At 48.5% G+C, this 19,543-nt stretch carries 18 protein-coding genes and 1 pseudogene; 17 read left to right on the forward strand and 2 right to left on the reverse strand.

Annotated features, from left to right (window positions below; genetic code table 11):
* Positions 1-62: 62 nt before the first annotated feature.
* From C4J89_RS08025 to C4J89_RS08095, 15 genes and pseudogenes are all read left to right on the forward strand, one after another.
* The gene (locus tag C4J89_RS08025; protein ID WP_124414185.1) at positions 63-347 is read left to right on the forward strand and encodes a hypothetical protein; all 285 of its coding nucleotides are present in this window, start codon (positions 63-65) and stop codon (positions 345-347) included.
* A 132-nt stretch (positions 348-479) separates the two neighbouring features.
* A complete protein-coding gene (gene ihfB / locus C4J89_RS08030; RefSeq protein WP_003189779.1) occupies positions 480-776 on the forward strand; it encodes an integration host factor subunit beta in 297 nt (98 codons plus the stop codon).
* A gap of 24 nt (positions 777-800) precedes the next feature.
* A complete protein-coding gene (locus C4J89_RS08035) occupies positions 801-1,037 on the forward strand; it encodes a LapA family protein (RefSeq protein ID WP_124361862.1) in 237 nt (78 codons plus the stop codon).
* 419 nt (positions 1,038-1,456) lie between these two features.
* Positions 1,457-2,737, forward strand: coding sequence for a Wzz/FepE/Etk N-terminal domain-containing protein (locus tag C4J89_RS08040; RefSeq protein WP_124414186.1), 1,281 nt, complete (start codon positions 1,457-1,459; stop codon positions 2,735-2,737).
* A 294-nt stretch (positions 2,738-3,031) separates the two neighbouring features.
* Positions 3,032-4,252, forward strand: coding sequence for a hypothetical protein (locus C4J89_RS08045; RefSeq protein WP_124414187.1), 1,221 nt, complete (start codon positions 3,032-3,034; stop codon positions 4,250-4,252).
* A gap of 1 nt (position 4,253) precedes the next feature.
* Positions 4,254-5,501, forward strand: a complete 1,248-nt coding sequence (locus C4J89_RS08050; RefSeq protein ID WP_124361865.1) for an oligosaccharide flippase family protein — start codon at positions 4,254-4,256, stop codon at positions 5,499-5,501.
* On the forward strand, positions 5,498-6,283 hold the full coding sequence (locus C4J89_RS08055; protein WP_124361866.1) for a glycosyltransferase family A protein: 786 nt from the start codon (positions 5,498-5,500) through the stop codon (positions 6,281-6,283). Before C4J89_RS08050 ends, C4J89_RS08055 begins: the two co-directional genes overlap by 4 nt.
* A complete protein-coding gene (locus C4J89_RS08060; RefSeq protein ID WP_124414188.1) occupies positions 6,283-7,383 on the forward strand; it encodes a glycosyltransferase in 1,101 nt (366 codons plus the stop codon). Before C4J89_RS08055 ends, C4J89_RS08060 begins: the two co-directional genes overlap by 1 nt.
* A 115-nt stretch (positions 7,384-7,498) precedes the next feature.
* Complete coding sequence (locus C4J89_RS08065; RefSeq protein ID WP_124414189.1) at positions 7,499-8,605, forward strand: glycosyltransferase family 4 protein; 1,107 nt, start codon at positions 7,499-7,501, stop codon at positions 8,603-8,605.
* Positions 8,602-9,549, forward strand: a complete 948-nt coding sequence (locus tag C4J89_RS08070) for an NAD-dependent epimerase/dehydratase family protein (RefSeq protein ID WP_124361869.1) — start codon at positions 8,602-8,604, stop codon at positions 9,547-9,549. The genes C4J89_RS08065 and C4J89_RS08070 overlap by 4 nt, the downstream gene beginning before the upstream one ends.
* A 38-nt stretch (positions 9,550-9,587) precedes the next feature.
* Positions 9,588-10,604 (forward strand): glycosyltransferase family 4 protein, encoded by a 1,017-nt coding sequence (locus C4J89_RS08075; RefSeq protein ID WP_124414190.1) that lies wholly within the window; start codon positions 9,588-9,590, stop codon positions 10,602-10,604.
* Between the two features lie 76 nt (positions 10,605-10,680).
* Positions 10,681-12,668 (forward strand): annotated as a pseudogene (locus tag C4J89_RS08080) (polysaccharide biosynthesis protein).
* Positions 12,669-12,900: 232 nt separating this feature from the next.
* Complete coding sequence (locus tag C4J89_RS08085) at positions 12,901-14,082, forward strand: acyltransferase (RefSeq protein WP_124414191.1); 1,182 nt, start codon at positions 12,901-12,903, stop codon at positions 14,080-14,082.
* 285 nt (positions 14,083-14,367) lie between these two features.
* On the forward strand, positions 14,368-14,700 hold the full coding sequence (locus C4J89_RS08090) for a ComEA family DNA-binding protein (protein WP_124361872.1): 333 nt from the start codon (positions 14,368-14,370) through the stop codon (positions 14,698-14,700).
* A 129-nt stretch (positions 14,701-14,829) separates the two neighbouring features.
* A complete protein-coding gene (locus tag C4J89_RS08095; protein WP_124414192.1) occupies positions 14,830-15,678 on the forward strand; it encodes a DUF1989 domain-containing protein in 849 nt (282 codons plus the stop codon).
* Between the two features lie 7 nt (positions 15,679-15,685).
* Here C4J89_RS08095 and C4J89_RS08100 read toward each other — a convergent pair whose 3' ends face one another.
* Both C4J89_RS08100 and eat read right to left on the reverse strand, forming a co-directional pair.
* Positions 15,686-15,853, reverse strand: coding sequence for a DUF2897 family protein (locus tag C4J89_RS08100; RefSeq protein WP_124361874.1), 168 nt, complete (start codon positions 15,851-15,853; stop codon positions 15,686-15,688).
* Positions 15,854-15,964: 111 nt separating this feature from the next.
* The gene (gene eat / locus C4J89_RS08105; RefSeq protein WP_124366347.1) at positions 15,965-17,329 is read right to left on the reverse strand and encodes an ethanolamine permease; all 1,365 of its coding nucleotides are present in this window, start codon (positions 17,327-17,329) and stop codon (positions 15,965-15,967) included.
* A gap of 412 nt (positions 17,330-17,741) precedes the next feature.
* Between eat and kdpF the strand changes: the two genes are divergently transcribed.
* Together kdpF and kdpA are read left to right on the forward strand one after the other, a co-directional pair.
* A complete protein-coding gene (kdpF, locus tag C4J89_RS08110; protein ID WP_124414193.1) occupies positions 17,742-17,831 on the forward strand; it encodes a K(+)-transporting ATPase subunit F in 90 nt (29 codons plus the stop codon).
* 9 nt (positions 17,832-17,840) lie between these two features.
* Positions 17,841-19,535 (forward strand): potassium-transporting ATPase subunit KdpA, encoded by a 1,695-nt coding sequence (gene kdpA, locus C4J89_RS08115; protein ID WP_124414194.1) that lies wholly within the window; start codon positions 17,841-17,843, stop codon positions 19,533-19,535.
* The last annotated feature ends 8 nt before the right edge of the window (positions 19,536-19,543 follow it).

Below are 19,543 nucleotides of genomic sequence, written 5' to 3' on the forward strand. Positions count from 1 at the left end.
CGGTCAGAACTGGCTATAGTCTTTTAAAGATATTCCGTGTTACTGATTCGATAAGGGTTTGAATGAACAGAATTCTCGTAGTGCTCGCGTTAGTCATTCTGGCGGGCTGCTCCAGCACCAGCGCCAGGACCCATGCCAAGAGCGGCATAAGCGGCATCGAGATCGACTGCTCTGGCCTGGGCAACAAATGGGAGAAGTGCGAAAAACGCGCTGCTCGTGAATGCAAAATGCGGGGCTACAAAGTCCTCACCCGTTCCAGTGATGCGGCGGATGAGGAGGGCGACTATCCGTTTGGCTGGAATCCCGCCGGCGCAGTAACGCGCACGATGTTGGTAATCTGCAACTGAGGTTTCGATGTGCTCATTGCGGGCGTTTATTTAAGCGGCAGATAAGTTGATATACGGGCTGTTCAAATTCATCAAGTCATGCTAAAACCTTCGAAGCGCTTTTCCTAGCTGCTTGAAAAAGAAGGGAAAAATATGACGAAGTCGGAGTTGATCGAACGAATTGTCACCCATCAAGGGCTGCTCTCATCCAAGGATGTGGAGCTGGCTATCAAGACCATGCTTGAACAAATGTCCCAATGCCTGGCCACCGGAGATCGCATCGAAATCCGCGGCTTCGGCAGCTTCTCCCTCCACTACCGCGCTCCGCGCGTAGGCCGCAACCCAAAGACTGGCCAATCCGTCAGCCTCGACGGCAAGTTCGTTCCCCACTTCAAGCCGGGCAAGGAATTGCGCGATCGGGTGAACGAAGAAGAGGAAGAGGGCGTCTGAGTGTTTTTGGAGTAGGAGATGGTTATGCATGGGGTTAAGCGCGTTGTCGCGGTATTCGCGGTGCTGGTTGCTGCGCTGGTGGTATTGGCGTTTGTGCTCGAGAATCAGCAGGGTGTTGCGCTGTCGTTCCTGGGGTGGAGTACTGCGCAGATGCCGGTGGCGGTGTTTGTAGTGGTGGGGTTGATTGTGGGGATGTTGATTGGGCCGCTGTTGGGGGTTTTTGTGCGCGGCCGGCGTGTTAGGGCTACGACGAAGGGGTAGGAGATAGGGTGTGCCTCTACAGCCTCAACGAGTATTTTATGACCGTCTATCAGATAAAATTCCCTTAGTAGCGCCTTTTTTACATTGCGAGATCACATCGATTAACCACCCTTTTAAGGCCAGGCCCAAGCATTTACGACTGAGTGCTGTCTTATCTATTCCAATATTCTGCGATCTGACTCCTCAGACGTCGCAGAATGAGCCATTTCCTTGGCTTATTAGGACTTTTCTTACAGATGTGTCAAGTCTTGTAATATGCCAAAGAGATGGCAAAATGGAATCTGTTCTCGATAACGGTCATTTTGTGCGCTCAAATCTGGCAGAGACGCTGGGTTTTGGCGGTCATCCAATTAGAATAAAAACACGCAAATTGTCTGCATAACGAGCCCGCAGTTTCTCTTTGAAGGCAGGTTTTTGTTGTGAGTAGTAGCCTACGCTCCGCCCTCGTTCCCCAGCATAAAGAATTTAATTCGTTCGGAATTATAAAAAATCTCTGGGATCAGAAAGTCATTATTTTTTTAACCGCCGCGGTGATTGCATCAGCTTTTGCAGCCTATGCATTTTCGGTCACGCCAGTATACAAGGTGAGCAGTATACTTCGGCCTGCTGCGATTAATGAACTGGATGCGCTCAATCGCTCGGAAGTTTATGTTTTACCTCCTAGCGAGGCACTGGTAAGAGTCGGTATGGCCTTAGAGTCTTATGAGATTCGTATGGGGTTTTTTAGGTCCAATCAGAAATTATTTGAGGGGTTTGTGCGTCCTGGACAAACTCTGCAGCAAGCATTTGAGGAGTTTAATAAAAAATCAATTAACTTAATATTGGCTAATAAGGATAAGGTTGACGCGCTTGGTTCTTATCTGGAGCTTGAGCTAAATTATCCAAAAGGAATAGATGGAGTTTCAATACTCAATGGATTTATCAAGTATGCAATAGCAAATGAGCGTGATCAGATATCTGCAGACTTGACGGTTATTGTAAATAATCGATTAAAAGAAATTGACGGTAGACTCGCCACAGCCCGCTCAGCTTATGATACATGGAAAGAAGCAAAGATAGCGTCTCTGACTGAATCAGACAATATTCGCCGAGCTCAGTTAAAAGATGAACTTCAGGGGCTGCGTATACAACTTCATAGCTTAAGTTCAAATCGAATTGCTGAGCTGGATGAAGCGATAGCAATTGCCAAAAAACTGAATATCAGAATGCCGGCTTCGCCTACGTCTGTCGGTGATGATGCACACTCTGGTTCTATCACTATGCGAACAGAAATTAACAATCAGCAGATTCCCTTATATTTTATGGGGGTCAGTGCGCTTGAGGCTGAGCGTACGGCCTTGCTACAGCGAAAATCGAATGACTTTACTGAAAGACGTATCGCCCAAATTGCGAAAGAATTAAAGCTGTTGGAGTTTAATCGAGAAATAGAGGTCTTGAAAAGTCGAGTGAACGACGAATTATTTTTGAATGATGTACAGCCATTGCGTGCAGAGAAAGCACGCCTGCTGACGGTAAATAAAGATATGAGTCATCTTAAGCTCGTAGTCATTGACAAACAAGCATTAGAGCCCACCACCCCAATTAGTCCAAATCGCCTTTTGCTCATTACAGGCGGAGGGTTGCTAGGCCTTATTATCGGATGTGCTCTCGCTTTTTTTCGTACGGTCATTCATAGGCTGCGCGATCCGAAAGTTCTGTGAACTCTTCACTCATGATGTAGGCGATTGTTAGCTGAGCCTATGCTCGTTCGGAAGCGAGTGAGTGATCCGAAGTCGATTAACCTGAAGGCAATTTGCCATCTGTTATAATGTCGTATTTTGACTGTAAGCCCAGCAGATGATCCTAGATGAAAGCCTCCGTTGCAGTGTAAAATTGTGATTTTAGTCGCTGCGGGCTTATGGCTCGTTTTGGTAGTCCCTTCCTCTAATCGGTACCTGAGAATGGCTCGATTGGTAACCGGCACACGCTTTAGTTGAGCTTATTCTGAGGTCGATATGAAAATTAATAAACGCTACGCGTTCTTGGCAGTGCTTGCGGCCAGCGTACTCGTGACCTTGGGCGATACCAGGAATATTATCGGCTCACTTAACTACTGGTTATTATGGGGGGGCGTATTTGCACTTGGGATTTACGGTTGCGGCGGACGGTTGAAGCTGACGCCGGAGGGAAGTGCTATCATGCTGGGTTTCACATTGATGGCACTTGCTTTTATGATTTCAGGAGTAGCTAATTCTGATATATATACAGCTTACCAAGGTGTGAAGTTTATAGCGATTTTTATACTGTTTTTGGTGATATACAACTGTTCCAGTTTGCTGGAATTGAACGATTTTTACAGGATTGCTTCAATTTCGATTATTGTAGGACTTATAGTATTTGTCTTGTCAAAATTTGTGTTTGTTGAGCTCTATGTTCAATTAGGCGATGGCCGCCAAGGGAGCGAGTTCGCCTATCCCGGAGTAATGTGGAAAGTATGTGCTTTTTTTGCGCCTTATATAATTGCAACACTGCTTTCGGCGGGCATGAAAAAAGCATTTTTTGCTGGCGTAATTTTAATTGCAGCGGTGTATATATTGCTGGCCGATTCCAGTAGAACAGGATTTCTCTGGTTTGCGATTGTAATATTATCTTTCTTTCTCTTGCGGTTTTTGATTTTTCCTATCAGGACGTTGATGATTGCAATTGTTTGCTTGATTGCAGGAATTTGTGTGCTTCTATCTTCAAACTTTGATTTTGCAAATCATGATTCATTGCTTGTTTTAAATCGTTTGCTTGAGGGGGATCCAGTTAGATCTGCCATGATACAGGATGGAATAAGTAACGTTCAAAAGTGTTTTCCATTCGGTTGCGGATTTGGCAGTTCATTTAGTGTAGTGGATGGCGAAAATATTGTTATCCATAATGTATACTTAGGTATGCTGGGCGACGTAGGTGTACTCGGTGAGTTAGCACTTTTGTTTTTGATATTAACGCCATTTATTTTTTTCTTTTTGTCGCTCGTGGAGAGTGCCAGTTTAAATAAAAATATTTTCTTTAAGTTTGCCGCTGCGCTGGGGGGGCTTTGTTATATTTTTATCATGCTCTTTCATCCGCTGAGTACCGAGATGTCAGAATGGGGTTATTGGATTGTGATGGTGTCTTGGCTTTCTCGTACTTATAAGTATGAAGATTTAAGTTTGAATAAAATAAAACATGACAAGCACATAGGATCATAACGTGTTTACCGTATTTAAAAATATGAGCCTGCTTTTCGTCGTACAGCTTTTTGGGTATTTGGTGCCTATCTTGGAAATACCTGTATTAGCACGTTCGTTGGGCGTTCAGGAATACGGCAAGGTAGTACTTGTCCAATCGATTGCCCTTTTGTCCTCACTTGTTGTGGAGTATGGGTTTTCGTTAAGTGCTGCTCGGCAAGTTTCGTTAGTCAAGACTGATGTGTCGACTCTGTCGAAAGTCTTCGGCGAAGTGCTTTCTGCAAAAGTTATAATCTCTTCTATCATAAGTTTTACAGCGTTTATTTTGTATATGTTTTTTTATTCGAATACTTTCGAGATTGAGGTTGTAGGCCTGGGGTTTTTGTACTTTTTAGCTTTCGGATTTAGCCCGTTTTGGTTTTTTCAAGGGCTTGAAAAAATTGCACTTGTTGTGTTTTTGGAAGTGGCGCTACGTATCTCTAGCCTTTTATGCTTGTTTATTTTTATTCGACATCCAAGTGACGCTTTATTCGCATTAGCTATTTTAGCGACATTTGCATTGGCAAACACGCTGATTGGGAATTATATATGTTACCGAGGCGGATGCAGGATTCGGTTTAGCTTGTTAGGCGGGTGGCTTCAGATCCGCAAGGGCTTTCACGTTTTTATATATAAGAGCTCAAACAACATTTTGCTTAGCGCCGGCCCTGCTCTTGTAGGATTACTTTGTGGGAAAGTAGCTGTTTCAGGATATGTTCCTGCCGAAAAAATCATAAGAGGATTTGTAGGTTTTATAAATCCTGTACTCATTGGTTTTTTTCCATATTTAAATAGACAGTATCTTTCCTCAGCAAAAGCTGCATCTAAGCTATCTTGGATCATCGTGGGGCTGATGTTCTTGCTGGGTTGCGTAAGCGCATTGGCCATTTCCGTAGCTGGTGGATTTCTAATAAACAAACTATTGGGCGCTGATTTTGAGCAGGCAACGACGACGTTGCAGGTTTTTGTATGGATAATCCCTTTCAGAATGGCTAATCAAGCATTGGGCCTATGCATGCTGATACCTCGGGGCATGGATAAAGTCGCTAGTTCTGCGATGCTATTGTTTTCGGTGATGTCTATACTTGTTGCGAGTCTATTATCAATTAAGTACTACGTTAACGGCATTGTTCTCGGGTTTGTCTTGGCGGAAATTATGTTATGCGTTACGTTACTTATATTGTCTTGCCGGTATAAGCCAGTCACTTATATTGAGGAGCGTACTGAGTGATCACAATTTTAACGGCAACATATAATCGCTTTACAACGCTTCCTCGGTTGCTAAAGAGCCTGCGTGAGCAAAGCTCAAAAGAGTTTGAGTGGGTGCTGATAGACGATGGTAGTTCTGATGAGACACAAAATTTTGTCAATGAGCTAAAAGAAACCAATTTAGGTTTCGGGCTAACGGCGGTCAGGCAGAATAATGCTGGAAAGCACGCGGCTATTAATAGCGGAGTGGTGGCAGCAAAAGGAAATTGGATCTTCATTGTCGACAGCGATGACGCACTACTGCCTGATGCTGTCGAAACTGTTTTAGCGTCAGTCGCGGCCGCGACTAGTAGCACAGTTGGCTTGTGCTATCGGAAAGCTTATTTTAGTGGGGAGCTGCTCGGCAATGAGATAAAGACTGCGGAACCGAGCCTTATCTCCACACCGACGGAAGCCGGTAAATTATTCAAGGGCGATTTAGCTTATATATTTAGAACTGAAGTTATGTCTAAGTTTCCGTTTCCAATTTTTGAAGCTGAGAAGTTTGTTCCAGAGTTATACATTTGGAATAAAATAGGTGATGTGGGAGATGTAATATTTTTCACGAGAAAAGTAATTTATCTCTGCGACTATCTGGAAGACGGATACAGCCGAAACTTTTCACGCCATTTAAGAGCTAATCCAAAAGGATTTTTTATTTATTATTGGTCGCAGTTCTTGCGCGAAAAAACCTTGTTTTACAAGTTTAAGAACCTAATTAGGTCTGCCCAATGCCTTTTGTATATGGTTCTAGGGAGGCCTTGATGAACATAATGTTTTTTATCACAGGGTTGGGCATGGGTGGCGCCGAGAGACAAGTCGTGGATCTTGCTGATCGCATGAGTGCACGGGGACATAACGTCGTTATTGCTTATTTGACAGGCAAGCAGGAAGTGCTTCCTGGGGAGCCCAGGGTATCTGTTGTAGCGTTGAATGGTGATAAGACGTTACGTGGGATGGTGCGCGCGATAAATAATCTGATTAAACTAATTAGACGATTTAAACCCGACGTGCTACATAGTCATATGGTGCACGCGAACTTGATAGCTAGGGTGATTCGTTTCGTTATCAAAATACCTAAGCTTATTTGTACGGCACACAGTTCAAATGAAGGTGGTAAGCTGAAAATGCTGGCTTACCGTCTGACTGATTTTCTAGCTGATGTTACGACAAATGTGAGCCAGGAAGCCGTTGATATACTTATTGCAAAGGGTGCCTCATCTGCCGGGCGTATGATCTTTGTACCTAATGGGATAGATACGGAGCGCTATGTTTTTGATGAGCAAGTGCGTGATCAGGTTCGTGCCAGAGAGTCAATAGACTCTTCTATCAAAGTTATATTGGCTGTAGGGCGGCTCGTCGAGGCAAAAAACTATCCCTGTTTATTAGATGCATTTAAGCTGATCTCGCAGGATGATGAAAACGTGCGTCTGTGGATAGTGGGCGACGGTCCTTTGGCTACTGATCTGGCGCTCCGCGTCAACGAAGCCCACCTTGACGAGAAGATAAAATTTTTTGGACGACGCAATGACGTACCGTCATTTTATTGTGCTGCAGATGTGTATGTATTGTCTTCCGCATGGGAGGGTTTCGGGCTCGTAGTGGCCGAGGCGATGTCATGCAAAACCTTAGTGGTTGCGACAGACTGCGGAGGGGTGAAAGAGGTGCTAGGTGGCAGCGGCTATCTTGTTGAACCGTTTAATCCTGAAGCATTACGTCAGAGTATCAAACTAGCACTGAGCCTACCTCCAGAGGAAAAGAACTCGCTAGTCACCTCTGCCAGGTCGAGAGTGGTTGATAACTTTTCCATAGACTCTGTGATTAGTACATGGGAGCGGTTATACACCCAACCAGAAAGCTCATAATTTCGGTTTTCAGCAATTTCCGAACGGTTTTTAGTGAGAGTATGGCGACGCGATACGGCCAATCTCTAAACCTGGTAAGTTTGGCTTGGGCTAGGATTTAAAAAAGGGACGCAGTGTGAAAATTGTTTATGTCATAACCCGCTCAGACGTTATAGGCGGTGCTAGTGTACACCTCCTTGATTTGGCACTGGGTTCTTTTCAAGCGGGACATAGTGTCGATATTCTCGTTGGTGGCGAGGGCGTCTTTAATTCCCGAGCGCGGGATTTAGGTTTATCGTGCTTCCCATTAAAGTATCTTGTTCGCGAAATTAATCCTAGAAAAGATATTCGCGCCTTTTTTGAATTAAGGAAAATGCTTTCCAAGCTAAAACCTGACCTCGTCCACTTGCATTCCTCCAAGGCTGGTATTCTTGGAAGACTCGCTGCTAAAAGTCTTGGCTTGCCAGCAATTTTTACGGCACATGGTTGGGCTTTTACAGAGGGAGTGTCTGCCAAGCGTCGTTTCTTATACCGTAATATTGAAAGGATCATGGCCCGTTTTTCAGAACAGATCCTTACGGTTTCTGAATTTGACAGGCAACTCGCCTTGAAGGCTAAGGTAGGCGATGAAGCCAGCGTTCTAACGATTCATAACGGTATGCCCGAGGTCAGTTCTAATATAGTTAGCCTTACCGAGTCTGATAAAGTACGCTTAATCATGGTCGCAAGGTTCGAAGTTCCAAAAAACCAAAAGTTTCTTTTGGAAGCGCTTGCAAAAGTGGCACCAAAGAACTGGGAGCTTGAACTGGTAGGCGATGGCCCTTCGTTTTCCAGCGTTCAGACGTTGGCAGCGCATCTGGGAATAGGCGAGAAGGTGGTTTTTTCCGGGGCTTGTGATGACGTCCCGATCAGGCTTTCGCGGTCGGATGTTTTCGTCTTGATCTCTGACTGGGAAGGGTTGCCGCTGACCATATTGGAAGCTATGCGAACTGGGCTTCCGGTAATAGCATCTAACGTGGGAGGCGTATCTGAGCTGGTGGCAAACGGTGAGAACGGTTTCGTGGTGGAGCGCGGGGACCAGAAGGGATTGATGGATGCACTGACACAGTTGATTAATTCCCCCGAGCTTCGAAAAAAACAAGGTCTTTTAGGGCAGCACATATATCGCACAAATTTTACTTTCGATATCATGTTGGATAAAATCCTGAAAATTTACCAGAAAGTGTTAGACAGGACTAAATGAAAATCCTTATTACCGGTGCTAATGGCTTTATTGGGCGGGCGTTGTCTAAGCATCTTGTTAGCCTAGCTAAATATTCAGTTGTCGGTACTTGTCGCAAACCTTCTGATGTTGCTTCAGATATCCAAATGGTCTCGACGGGGGAAGTAGATGGTAATACGGGCTGGGATCAGGCTCTACAAGGAGTCGACACCGTTATCCATCTCGCAGCACGCGCGCATGTATTAGACGCCGGGAGCGAAGATCCAGTATTGGAATTTGAACGGATTAATGTTCAAGGTGCTGTCAATTTAGCGCAGCAAGCGGTAAAAGCAGGTGTCCGTCGTTTTATATTCATCAGCTCAATTGGTGTCAACGGTTCGGAGACCCATGATGGTGCTTTCACTGAGAGTGATGAACCCAAGCCTCATGCAGAATATGCTCGCTCCAAGTTGAAAGCAGAGCGCGAGCTCTCGGAATTGCTCGCTGGCGAGACCATGGAGCTGATAGTTATTCGTCCTCCGTTAGTTTATGCCGCTGAGGCACCTGGTAATTTTAATCGTCTGTTAAAATTGATCGCTACGGGAGTGCCACTGCCGTTCGCCGCCGTAGAAAATAAGCGTAGCATGATAGCATTGGAGAACTTGGTAGATTTTATTGAACTATGTATTGGGCACCCGTCAGCTGCAAATGAATTGTTTTTAGTTTCTGATGGAACTGATTTTTCCATTAGTGAAATTATCAATTTGTTGGCGTTGGGTATGGGCCGAAAAGAAAGACTGTTCCGCGTTCCTGACGCCTTAATCCGTTCAGTCGCCAGTGCTGTTGGGAAGCGATCGTTATATACGCAGTTGTGTAGATCATTAGTTGTCGATAATAAAAAATCCAGAGCATTATTGAACTGGGCCCCTGCGAGAAAAGCTCATGATGCTTTGGTCGAATCAGGCGAAAGATTCCGTTTATTATAGCGATTAATTTCGAAATTATTGCAGGTAGGGACAGGCAGATGGCTTTCTGGATAGCGATTACTTCAATAGCGAGCTCCATGTTTTTAACCGGATTGTTGCGTCGGTATGCGCTCCAGCGAAATGTGTTGGATATCCCTAATAGCAGAAGTTCACATTCGGTACCGACTCCTCGCGGCGGCGGTGTGGCAATTGTGCTAGGGTTTTTAATATCATTGGGTTTAATGCGTTGCTTTGGGCTGATTGATCACGCTTTTTTCCTTGCATCGTTCGTGGCTGGCATAATCGTAGCCGCTTTGGGATTTCTGGATGACCATGGCCACATTCCTGCGCGCTGGCGATTATTAGGACATTTTTTTTCAGCAATATGGGCGTTATATTGGATCGGTGGGGTACCGTCGATTACGATTTTTGGATTACCAATCCATCTAGGTTGGATTGGCGGAATTCTAGCTGTTTTGTATGCCGTATGGATGTTGAATCTTTACAACTTCATGGACGGCATTGATGGACTGGCGAGTGCTCAAGCTATTTGTGCTTGCTCTTCCGCCGCTTTTATCTATTGGTTCTTAGGATATGAAGAGCTGTTATGGCCGCCTATTTATTTGGCTTTGGCAACAGCAGGTTTTTTCTACTGGAACTTCCCCAAAGCCCGAATTTTTATGGGGGATGCGGGGAGTGGTTTTCTAGGTATTACATTGGCCATGATATCGCTTGAAGCTGTATCTTTTTCTTCAGCACTTTTATGGGTGTGGCTGATTTTATTAGGCGTATTTATTGTAGACGCGACATTGACATTGCTTCGCAGGCTGGTACGTGGCGAAAAAGTATATGAGGCACATCGGAGTCATGCTTATCAGTATGCCTCTCGCATTTTTAATGCACACATACCTGTCACTTTGTGCATAATCGTAATAAATTTCATATGGCTTTTCCCAATTGCGTTGCTTGTTGCATTTGACAGGCTTGACGGTGCTGCCGGTTTGTTGATCGCTTACACGCCGCTCATCATTCTGGCTCTGAAATTTAAGGCCGGTATTAAAGAAGTAAATTATTAATGCGAAAATCCTGAGAGCTTGGTGTTGTATATTTATTCAGGTTTAGGTTGTTAGAGCTGCGAGAGGTTTAGAAAATATGAACTCACTAAGATCTGGATTATTAAGTCTCCCGCGTAGATATAAACGTGTTCTGCAGGTGGTTACAGACGTTTTTTTAGTTTGGTTTGCGCTTTGGTTAGCTTTTGTCGTGCGCATAGGCCTCGATGAGATGATCAACCCGTTCGTGCTGCACACATGGCTATTTTTAACGGCGCCTATTGTGACTATTCCGCTGTTTATACGTTTTGGCATGTATCGCGCGGTTTTACGTTACTTTGGAAATGATGCGCTGATCGCGATAATTAAGGCTGTCAGCCTTTCCTCCCTTATTATTGGAGTGGTCGTTTATTGGTACAGTAACCATCAAAATGTAATTCCTCGTTCTATCATCTTTAACTATTGGTGGTTAAGCCTGATTATGATAGGAGGATTGAGGTTAGCGCTGCGTCAATTCTTCCTGGGGGATTGGTTTACGGCGGCTCAATATGTGCCTTTCACTAACCGTGATGACGGCTTGCCACGTGTGGCTATTTATGGCGCGGGATCTGCTGGGAATCAGCTAGTTGCGGCATTACGCATGGGCCGCTTAATGAGACCTGTAGCGTTTATTGACGATGATCCTACTATTTCTGATAGGGTAATCTCTGGGCTGCAGGTTTATAAGCCTAAACATATCCAACGAATGATCGACACCACGGGCGCCCAAGAGATCTTGTTGGCGATACCTTCATCGACGCGTGGTCGGCGTCGGGAGATTCTCGGGTTTCTTGAGGGTTTTCCTCTGCATGTACGTAGTGTCCCCGGCTTCATGGACCTTGCAAGTGGGCGCGTCAAAGTCGACGATATCCAAGAAGTAGATATTGCAGACCTGTTAGGGCGTGATCCAGTACCTGCACAAGAAAATTTGCTGGAACATTGCATACGGGGCCATGTAGTAATGGTTACCGGCGCGGGAGGTTCTATTGGATCTGAACTCTGCCGCCAAATCCTCGAGCTGCAACCAACAATACTGATTCTCTTTGAACACAGTGAATATAATTTATACAGTATTATGTCGGAACTGGAAGCGCGCATACTTAGGGATTCGCTGGCGGTAAAATTGCTTCCGATCCTGGGATCTATACGTAACCAGGATAAGTTGGTTGATGTTATGAAAACCTGGCATGTAAATACGGTCTACCATGCGGCCGCTTATAAGCATGTGCCGATGGTAGAACATAATATATCGGAAGGGTTTCTGAATAACGTTATCGGCACGTTAAATACTGCTCAAGCAGCTATTATTTCAAATGTTGCTAATTTTGTACTTGTTTCGACTGATAAGGCGGTGCGTCCTACGAATGTAATGGGGAGCACCAAACGTCTTGCTGAAATGACGCTTCAGGCACTCAGCCGTGAATTAGAACCGGCTCTTTTTAACACGACCTCTCTAGCCCTCAATCGTACTCGCTTCACAATGGTCCGATTTGGAAATGTTCTGGGTTCTTCTGGTTCAGTAATTCCTCTTTTTCACAAACAGATTAAGTCAGGTGGGCCCATCACGGTGACTCATCCGAAAATAACCCGGTATTTCATGACTATCCCGGAGGCTGCTCAGCTTGTTATTCAGGCAGGCTCAATGGGGCAGGGGGGGACGTATTTGTATTGGATATGGGCGAACCGGTTAAAATCACGGAATTGGCAGAAAAAATGATTCATCTGTCAGGCCTAAGCGTCCGCTCAGAAAAAAAGCCCCTCGGAGATATCGCTATCGAGTTTACAGGACTTCGGCCCGGAGAGAAGCTCTACGAAGAATTACTCATAGGTGACAATGTCGATGCCACGCAACACCCAATGATTATGAGTGCTAATGAAGATTATCTATCTTGGAGCATATTGAAGCCAAGATTAGTGGAATTGCTGAGTGCGATAGAAAGTCATGATTATATTGAGGTACGTAAGTTGTTACGCGAAACTGTGAGTGGCTATGCTCCCGATGGCGAAATTGTTGACTGGTCTTATCAACAAAAAAGACTTGAGTTGTAGTGTGATTTTTAGTTTGGATAACAGCAGTTTATGCTGTTATCTCAGCTTTTATGCCCGTATTTTCTTCCCTATGCACCTCTGACAGAATACAATTCACCTGCGGCAACGCACCATGATTTTTCCGTGCGCACTGCTCGTGATAAACGGACGGCATAGTTTTCACGCTTCGTCATCCATGGAGCGTCTTCAACATAGCCTAAGCAGGATGGCATTGCATGAGTAATCCTTTTAAATGAAAACTGAATATTCGCTTGAAGTTATCACGCTCACCCTCTCAATTATATTAATGTTCATTGCTTTTTCGTCGATTTTTAGATCGAAAATTGAAAGCGCGGAAGTTCAGCACGAATATAAATTCATCAATGGTCTGCGTGGTCTTGCTGCTATATTCGTATTTGTTAATCATGCGCCGTTTGTGCTAATAAATTTGGGTGTAAAAAATACCGTTTTTTCTGCCTGGGGACAAATTTACCCGAACCTTGGATCTTTCGGTGTACAGATTTTTTTCTGTATTACAGGCTTTCTTTTTTTTGATAAAGTCATCAAGAATAAGAATATTGACTGGGGTGATTTTTTTGTATCTAGAATTAGAAGGGTAGCTCCTCTCTACTATCTAACATCGATTTTGGTGTTTTTTATCGCGGCTTTTTTTGCAGGCTTTGATTTTCTGGATAAAGAGTCTATTACTACTATTGCGGGTTTAATAACGTTCAATTTCATCGATAACCCGATGAGAATTGGAGGTGTATCTCTTGTACCTCTGAGTTCCGTGACATGGACGTTGGTTCATGAGTGGCGTTTTTATGCAGTGTTGCCAATGGTAGCAATTTTTTACAGATCCCAATATAAGTTTATCATACTGACGGTGGCAATAATTATAGCTGCCATTGACCTGGGCACCTCCGCCGTCGTCTGTTGGGCCTACTTTCTGTCAGGCATGGCAGCAGCAGTTATTCATAAAGCAAATATTACAAGTAGGTTCGTCAAATTTGTTTCTACTGTAGTTGCAATATGCATATTTGTGTGGATGTGCGGACTGGTTGATGTTCCTGGCTACGGAGCTTTTAGATTTGCTCTGGCGACTATATTTTTCATATGTGTTACTGTTTCTAATCCTCGTTTCTTGCATTATCAGTTCCTTAACAGGCTAAGTGATATTAGTTATAGTATTTATTTGCTTCACTTGCCTGTACTGTTTCTATCCTTCAAGGTGTTGTCTGTATTCTTTGATTTAGCTGTTCTTGATAAAGTGACCTTTTGGCTTGTGAACTTTGCGACTATTCCCGTTATTGTCGCCTTGTCGACCTTTACCTTCGTTCATGTAGAAAAAAGGTTTATGCGCAAGAAACGGGTAGAAGAGATTAATGTACCCGAGGTTGACCGCACCTTGGACAGAACAAATGCCGCGGTGTGAAGATGCTTACCTCAAGCTCTCGCACGCAACTGGGTACTGATGCTTTCGATAGCATTCGTATGTAGCTCAATTTCGCATCGTTGGGGGGCACGCCGAATTGGATGATTCGATCATGTGGGAGAACCAAGTCTTTCCACACGGCAGTCCATCAGCGCCCACACAAAAAACGACTTTCTCTCACATCCTGCAATATCCCCGCTTTGACACCCTCCATCCGTCGCCTAAGGTAGAAAAGCAGCTTCGGAAAAGCTGCTTTTCTCTTACCGATGTCATGGAGCGTCACCAATGCAAAACCTCTACATCTCCTCTCTAATCTTCGCCTTCCTCACCAGCCTCTCTGTCGCCACCACCGCAGCCCCGTCCGCTAAACCTGAGGTCCCGACCCCAATCTCCGCACAAATGACCAAAACCGAGCAATCCGCCAAGGTCAACCTCAACGCCGCCGATGCTGAAACCCTGCGACGTGATTTGTTCGGTATCGGCGCCTCCAAAGCGAAGGCGATCGTCGCCTTTCGCGAAAGCAATGGGCCCTTCACCTCGGTGGATGAGTTGTTGGAAGTAAAGGGCATCGGCAAGGCTTTGCTGGAGAAGAATCGCGACAGGCTGGTTATCAACTAAACGACGTCACCCAGGGGCCGATCAATGATCGGCCTTTTATCATGTGTTTTTAGCCCAGCCCTGGCATGAAATGTGGTTACCTCAAGATCATCGATTGTTCAACAGTCACCCTTGATGGAGGTTCGCCCCATGTACAAAGACTATCCAGCCGCTTACCAAGTCAGCAAAGGCTCGGCGTTACAGGTGGATACGACCTTCTATGAACGTATCCGTGATCGCCAGGATCAGCGCACGCTGATCGAGCAGTTCGAGGTGCCGATCCGCACGGGCAGGGCGTGGAAGGTGCCGGCAGGGCATGTGTTCCGGGTGACCACGCCTGTAGGCCCCCAGGTGGGCGACTTCAATGTGTGGAACGCCAATGATCCGCGCGAACGCTTGTGGGCGGCGCGCACTCGGCAACTTCAAGGCGCCCACGTCAGCACTCACGACCGCTTGTGGTCGAACCTTCCATTTCTACGACCATTAGTCACTATTACAGACGACAGCCTCGCAAGCTACGGCATCGATGAGCACGGCGGGCGCCTGCACGACTTGCTCGGCACACGCTGCGATCCCTATGTAAACCGTATGCTCACTGGCGAGGACTTTCATCACCACTGCCACTCAAACCTGACCCGTGCGGTGTTGCCTCACGGTCTGACGGAATTCGATGTGCACGACGTGCTGAATATTTTCCAGTGCACCGGCCTCAATCACGATGACATGTATTTCATGAAAGCCTGTCCGGCGCAGAAGGGCGATTACCTGGAGTTTTTCGCGGAGATTGATTTGCTGTGTGCGCTATCGACATGCCCAGGTGGGGATTTGTCGTTGCCGATGTGGGGGCCGGAGGCGCAGGACCCGCTGACGGTGTGTCGTCCGTTGGGGGTTGAAATCTACAGGCTGGAGAACGAATTGCTGAGTGGCTGGAGTCAGCCGGAACGTGCTGCCTATAAGGGGCAGCACGGCTTGCATATTGCCAAAGCGGATTGGGAGTAACTCAAGTTCAGCGATCCTGCGCATCCTTGGCGTCCGCTTGCGCATTGCGCTCGGCCACGCGTTTGCGTTGTTCGTCGGTGAGTTCCACTTTGTTGGCGCTGTCACGCAGCATCATCAACCCACCGACGATCGACCCGATCGCAATTACCATAATCAACCACGCGTACCACGGCATAAGGCTCTCCTTGAGGCAGATAGCCGGGGGAGAATTTTCCCACGGTAATAACTGCTTTGAGTTACGGGCTTTCTGAGTAGTTCATTGTAGGCCCGTTCTGCCTCGTAAACCCTATAGTCCGGTCAACATCGCATCTGCTGGCGCATCGGCGCGGTCTTGGGCGGTCAGTTGGAAGTAGATGAAGCCTACGGCCATGAAACCGAGGAAGATCAGCCCGATCAGTGTGTTGAACCAGGCCATCGCTACCAGGCACACCACTGCCAGAGCCAGCGCGATGCCCGGCACGACGGGGTAACCCGGTGCGCGGAAGGTGCGTTCAAGCAGCGGTTCGGTTTTGCGCAGTTTGAACAGGCTGAGCATGCTCATGATGTACATGACGATGGCGCCGAATACGGCCATGGTGATCATCGCGGCGGTCAGGGTCATGCCGCCCAGGTTGATCAGACCGTCACTGTAAATGGCCGCAATGCCGACCACGCCACCGGCGAGAATGGCTCGGTGGGGCGTCTGAAAACGTGACAGTTTGGCCAGGAAAGACGGCAGGTAACCGGCGCGGGCCAGGGCGAAGAATTGGCGCGAGTAGCCGAGGATGATGCCGTGGAAGCTTGCCACCAGGCCGAACAGGCCAATCCAGACCAGCATGTGCAACCAGCCGGAGCTTTCGCCTACGACGGTTTTCATCGCCTGGGGCAGTGGGTCGTTGATGTTCGACAGGGTGCGCCAGTCGCCTACGCCGCCCGCAAAGAACATCACGCCCATGGCCAGGATTACCAGGGTCAGGATGCCGCTGATGTAGGCCTTCGGAATGGTGCGCTTGGGATCTTTCGCTTCTTCGGCTGCCATGGCTGCGCCCTCGATGGCGAGGAAGAACCAGATGGCGAAGGGGATCGCTGCGAACATGCCGGCAATCGCCGGGGCACCGAAGGTGTCGGAGCCGGCCCAACCGTTCAGGGCGAAGTTGCTGAAGCTGAATGCCGGGGCAACGACGCCCATGAACACCAGCAATTCGGCGACGGCGAGTACGCACACCACCAGTTCGAAGGTAGCGGCGAGTTTCACGCCGAGGATATTCAGGCCCATGAACACGAAGTAGGCGCCGACGGCGGCGTGTTTCGGGTCCAGCGCTGGAAACTGCACGTTGAGGTAGGCACCGATGGCCAAGGCGATGGCGGGTGGGGCGAAGACGAATTCGATCAGGGTCGCCAGGCCGGCAATCAAGCCGCCTTTTTCGCCGAAGGCGCGGCGGCTGTAGGCGAAGGGGCCGCCAGCATGGGGAATCGCGGTGGTCAGCTCGGTGAAGCTGAAAATGAAGCAGGTGTACATCGCGGCGACCATCAGTGAGGTCACCAGGAAGCCCAGCGTGCCGGCCACGCCCCAGCCATAGCTCCACCCGAAGTACTCGCCGGAAATCACCAGCCCGACGGCGATGCCCCAGAGATGGAGGGTGCCCAAGGTGGGTTTGAGGTGTGTGTTCATTGTGTGGTGCTCCCTGAACGGTTTGGAATGATTCAAGGTGTTGCAGTGGACATGCCACTTCCCAAAGCCGTGTCGTAAAGCACGTCCACTGTCGCCTGGAAGATGGTTTGGCGTTTGAATAGTGGCGACGTCGCACCAGATAAGTGCGAGGGTGTCTTGACTGGCGCCATCGGGGGCAAGCCCCCTCCCACACTTGACCGAGTTGTCATGCCGAGCGCAGATCAATCTGTGGGAGGGGGCTTGCTCCCGATAGCGCCCGCCCAGGCGCCGAAATCACTCGTGTAAACCCCGCATAAAGCCACTCTTTACGCCATCTTTACGCCCCACGCCCCGCCTCGCTCTCGTTCCTTTACACCCCTTCTGCGGACAATTGCCCCACACGCGGCACTCGCCGTTAAACGGAGAAACTTCCATGAGCGTTCTGGACGGGGTGTCACTGCTATTGGCTGTGGCGCTGTTCATTTATCTGCTGGTTGCGCTGTTCCGCGCGGATCGGAACTAGGAGCAGGCTATGCACAGTTATGACTATTGGCTGATCATCGCCTTCTTCGCCGTGGTACTGGTGCCGGCACCGTTTCTGGGGCGGTTCTATTACAAGGTGATGGAAGGCCAGCGCACCTGGCTGACGCCGGTGCTGGGGCCTGTCGAGAAAGCCTGTTATCGCCTTTCGGGTGTGGACGAGCAACAGGAGCAAAGCTGGCAGAAATATATGCTGGCCTTGCTCGCGTTCAACCTCGCGGGTTTTTTGCTGCTGTTTGCAATCCTGTTGTTCCAGAACTATCTCCCACTCAATCCGCAGAAATTGCCGGGCCAGGAATGGACGCTGGCCTTCAACACCGCGGTCAGTTTCATGACCAATACCAACTGGCAGAACTACAGCGGTGAAGCGTCCCTGAGCTACCTCAGCCAGATGGTCGGCCTCACTGTGCAGAACTTCGTCAGTGCCGCCACCGGCCTGGCAGTCCTGGTCGCGCTTTGCCGTGGGATCGGTCGCAAATCCTCCAAGACCTTGGGTAACTTCTGGGTCGACATGACCCGCGCCACGCTCTACGGCTTGCTGCCGTTATGCCTGGTGCTGGCATTGTTTCTGGTATGGCAGGGCGTACCACAGACCTTCGCCCATTACGTTGATGCCGTGACGATGCAAGGCGTGGATCAGGTCATCCCCCTCGGCCCGGCGGCCAGCCAGATTGCGATCAAGCAATTGGGCACCAATGGCGGCGGTTTCTTTGGAGTGAACTCGGCGCATCCGTTCGAAGACCCGACAGCCTGGGCCAACCTCTTCGAAGTGGCCTCGATCATTCTGATCCCGGTGGCCTTGGTGTTTACCTTCGGCCATTACGTCAAAGACCTGCGTCAGAGCCGCGCCATTCTCGCCTGCATGCTGGCCTTGTTCCTGATCGGTGGCGCGACCTCGCTGTGGGCCGAATACCAGCCCAACCCAACTTTGAACAACCCGGCCGTTGAGCAAACCGCGCCGCTGGAAGGCAAGGAAACACGGTTCGGCACCACCGGCACGGTGCTCTGGTCGGTGACCACCACCGCAGCGTCGAACGGCTCGGTCAATGGCATGCAGGACAGCCTTAACCCTCTGAGCGGGATGGTGGCGCTGGTTAACATGATGGTCGGCGAAGTGATCTTCGGCGGGGTCGGTGCCGGTATGTACGGCATGTTGCTCAACGTGTTGATCGCGGTGTTCCTCGCCGGCCTGATGATCGGCCGCACCCCGGAATACCTGGGCAAGAAACTCCAGGCCAAGGAGGTGCAACTGCTGGTGGTGACCCTGCTGGTGATGCCGGTGGGTGTGCTCGTGCTGGGTGCCATTGCCGCCAGCCTGCCAGGCCCGGCCGGCGCCATCAGCAACCCTGGCCCCCACGGCTTCAGCCAGTTGCTCTACGCCTACACCTCGGCCAGTGCCAACAACGGTTCGGCGTTTGGTGGGTTCAGCGGCAACACCGCGTTTCACAACCTGATGCTTGGCCTGGGCATGTTGATCGGCCGTTTCGGCTACATCCTCCCGGTACTGGCCCTGGCCGGTAGCCTGGCGATGAAGAAGACCGCACCGATTGGCCAGAACAGTTTCCCGACCCACGGCCCGTTGTTCGTGACCTTGTTGACCGTGACCATCTTGCTGGTGGGCGGCCTGACTTTCCTGCCGACGCTGGCGCTGGGCCCTATTGCTGAACACCTGAGCATGGGCTTCTAACCAAGGGA

Source organism: Pseudomonas sp. R4-35-07 (assembly GCF_003852235.1).
Lineage (GTDB): Bacteria > Pseudomonadota > Gammaproteobacteria > Pseudomonadales > Pseudomonadaceae > Aquipseudomonas.

What these genes read in the sequence shown, in the direction of transcription:
- C4J89_RS08025 (WP_124414185.1), top strand. Translation starts at nt 63, where the DNA reads ATGAACAGAATTCTCGTAGTGCTCGCGTTAGTCATTCTGGCGGGCTGC.
- ihfB (WP_003189779.1), top strand. Translation starts at nt 480, where the DNA reads ATGACGAAGTCGGAGTTGATCGAACGAATTGTCACCCATCAAGGGCTG.
- C4J89_RS08035 (WP_124361862.1), top strand. Translation starts at nt 801, where the DNA reads ATGCATGGGGTTAAGCGCGTTGTCGCGGTATTCGCGGTGCTGGTTGCT.
- C4J89_RS08045 (WP_124414187.1), top strand. Translation starts at nt 3,032, where the DNA reads ATGAAAATTAATAAACGCTACGCGTTCTTGGCAGTGCTTGCGGCCAGC.
- C4J89_RS08060 (WP_124414188.1), top strand. Translation starts at nt 6,283, where the DNA reads ATGAACATAATGTTTTTTATCACAGGGTTGGGCATGGGTGGCGCCGAG.
- C4J89_RS08070 (WP_124361869.1), top strand. Translation starts at nt 8,602, where the DNA reads ATGAAAATCCTTATTACCGGTGCTAATGGCTTTATTGGGCGGGCGTTG.
- C4J89_RS08075 (WP_124414190.1), top strand. Translation starts at nt 9,588, where the DNA reads ATGGCTTTCTGGATAGCGATTACTTCAATAGCGAGCTCCATGTTTTTA.
- C4J89_RS08085 (WP_124414191.1), top strand. Translation starts at nt 12,901, where the DNA reads ATGAAAACTGAATATTCGCTTGAAGTTATCACGCTCACCCTCTCAATT.
- C4J89_RS08090 (WP_124361872.1), top strand. Translation starts at nt 14,368, where the DNA reads ATGCAAAACCTCTACATCTCCTCTCTAATCTTCGCCTTCCTCACCAGC.
- C4J89_RS08095 (WP_124414192.1), top strand. Translation starts at nt 14,830, where the DNA reads ATGTACAAAGACTATCCAGCCGCTTACCAAGTCAGCAAAGGCTCGGCG.
- C4J89_RS08100 (WP_124361874.1), bottom strand. Translation starts at nt 15,853, where the DNA reads ATGCCGTGGTACGCGTGGTTGATTATGGTAATTGCGATCGGGTCGATC.
- eat (WP_124366347.1), bottom strand. Translation starts at nt 17,329, where the DNA reads ATGAACACACACCTCAAACCCACCTTGGGCACCCTCCATCTCTGGGGC.
- kdpF (WP_124414193.1), top strand. Translation starts at nt 17,742, where the DNA reads ATGAGCGTTCTGGACGGGGTGTCACTGCTATTGGCTGTGGCGCTGTTC.
- kdpA (WP_124414194.1), top strand. Translation starts at nt 17,841, where the DNA reads ATGCACAGTTATGACTATTGGCTGATCATCGCCTTCTTCGCCGTGGTA.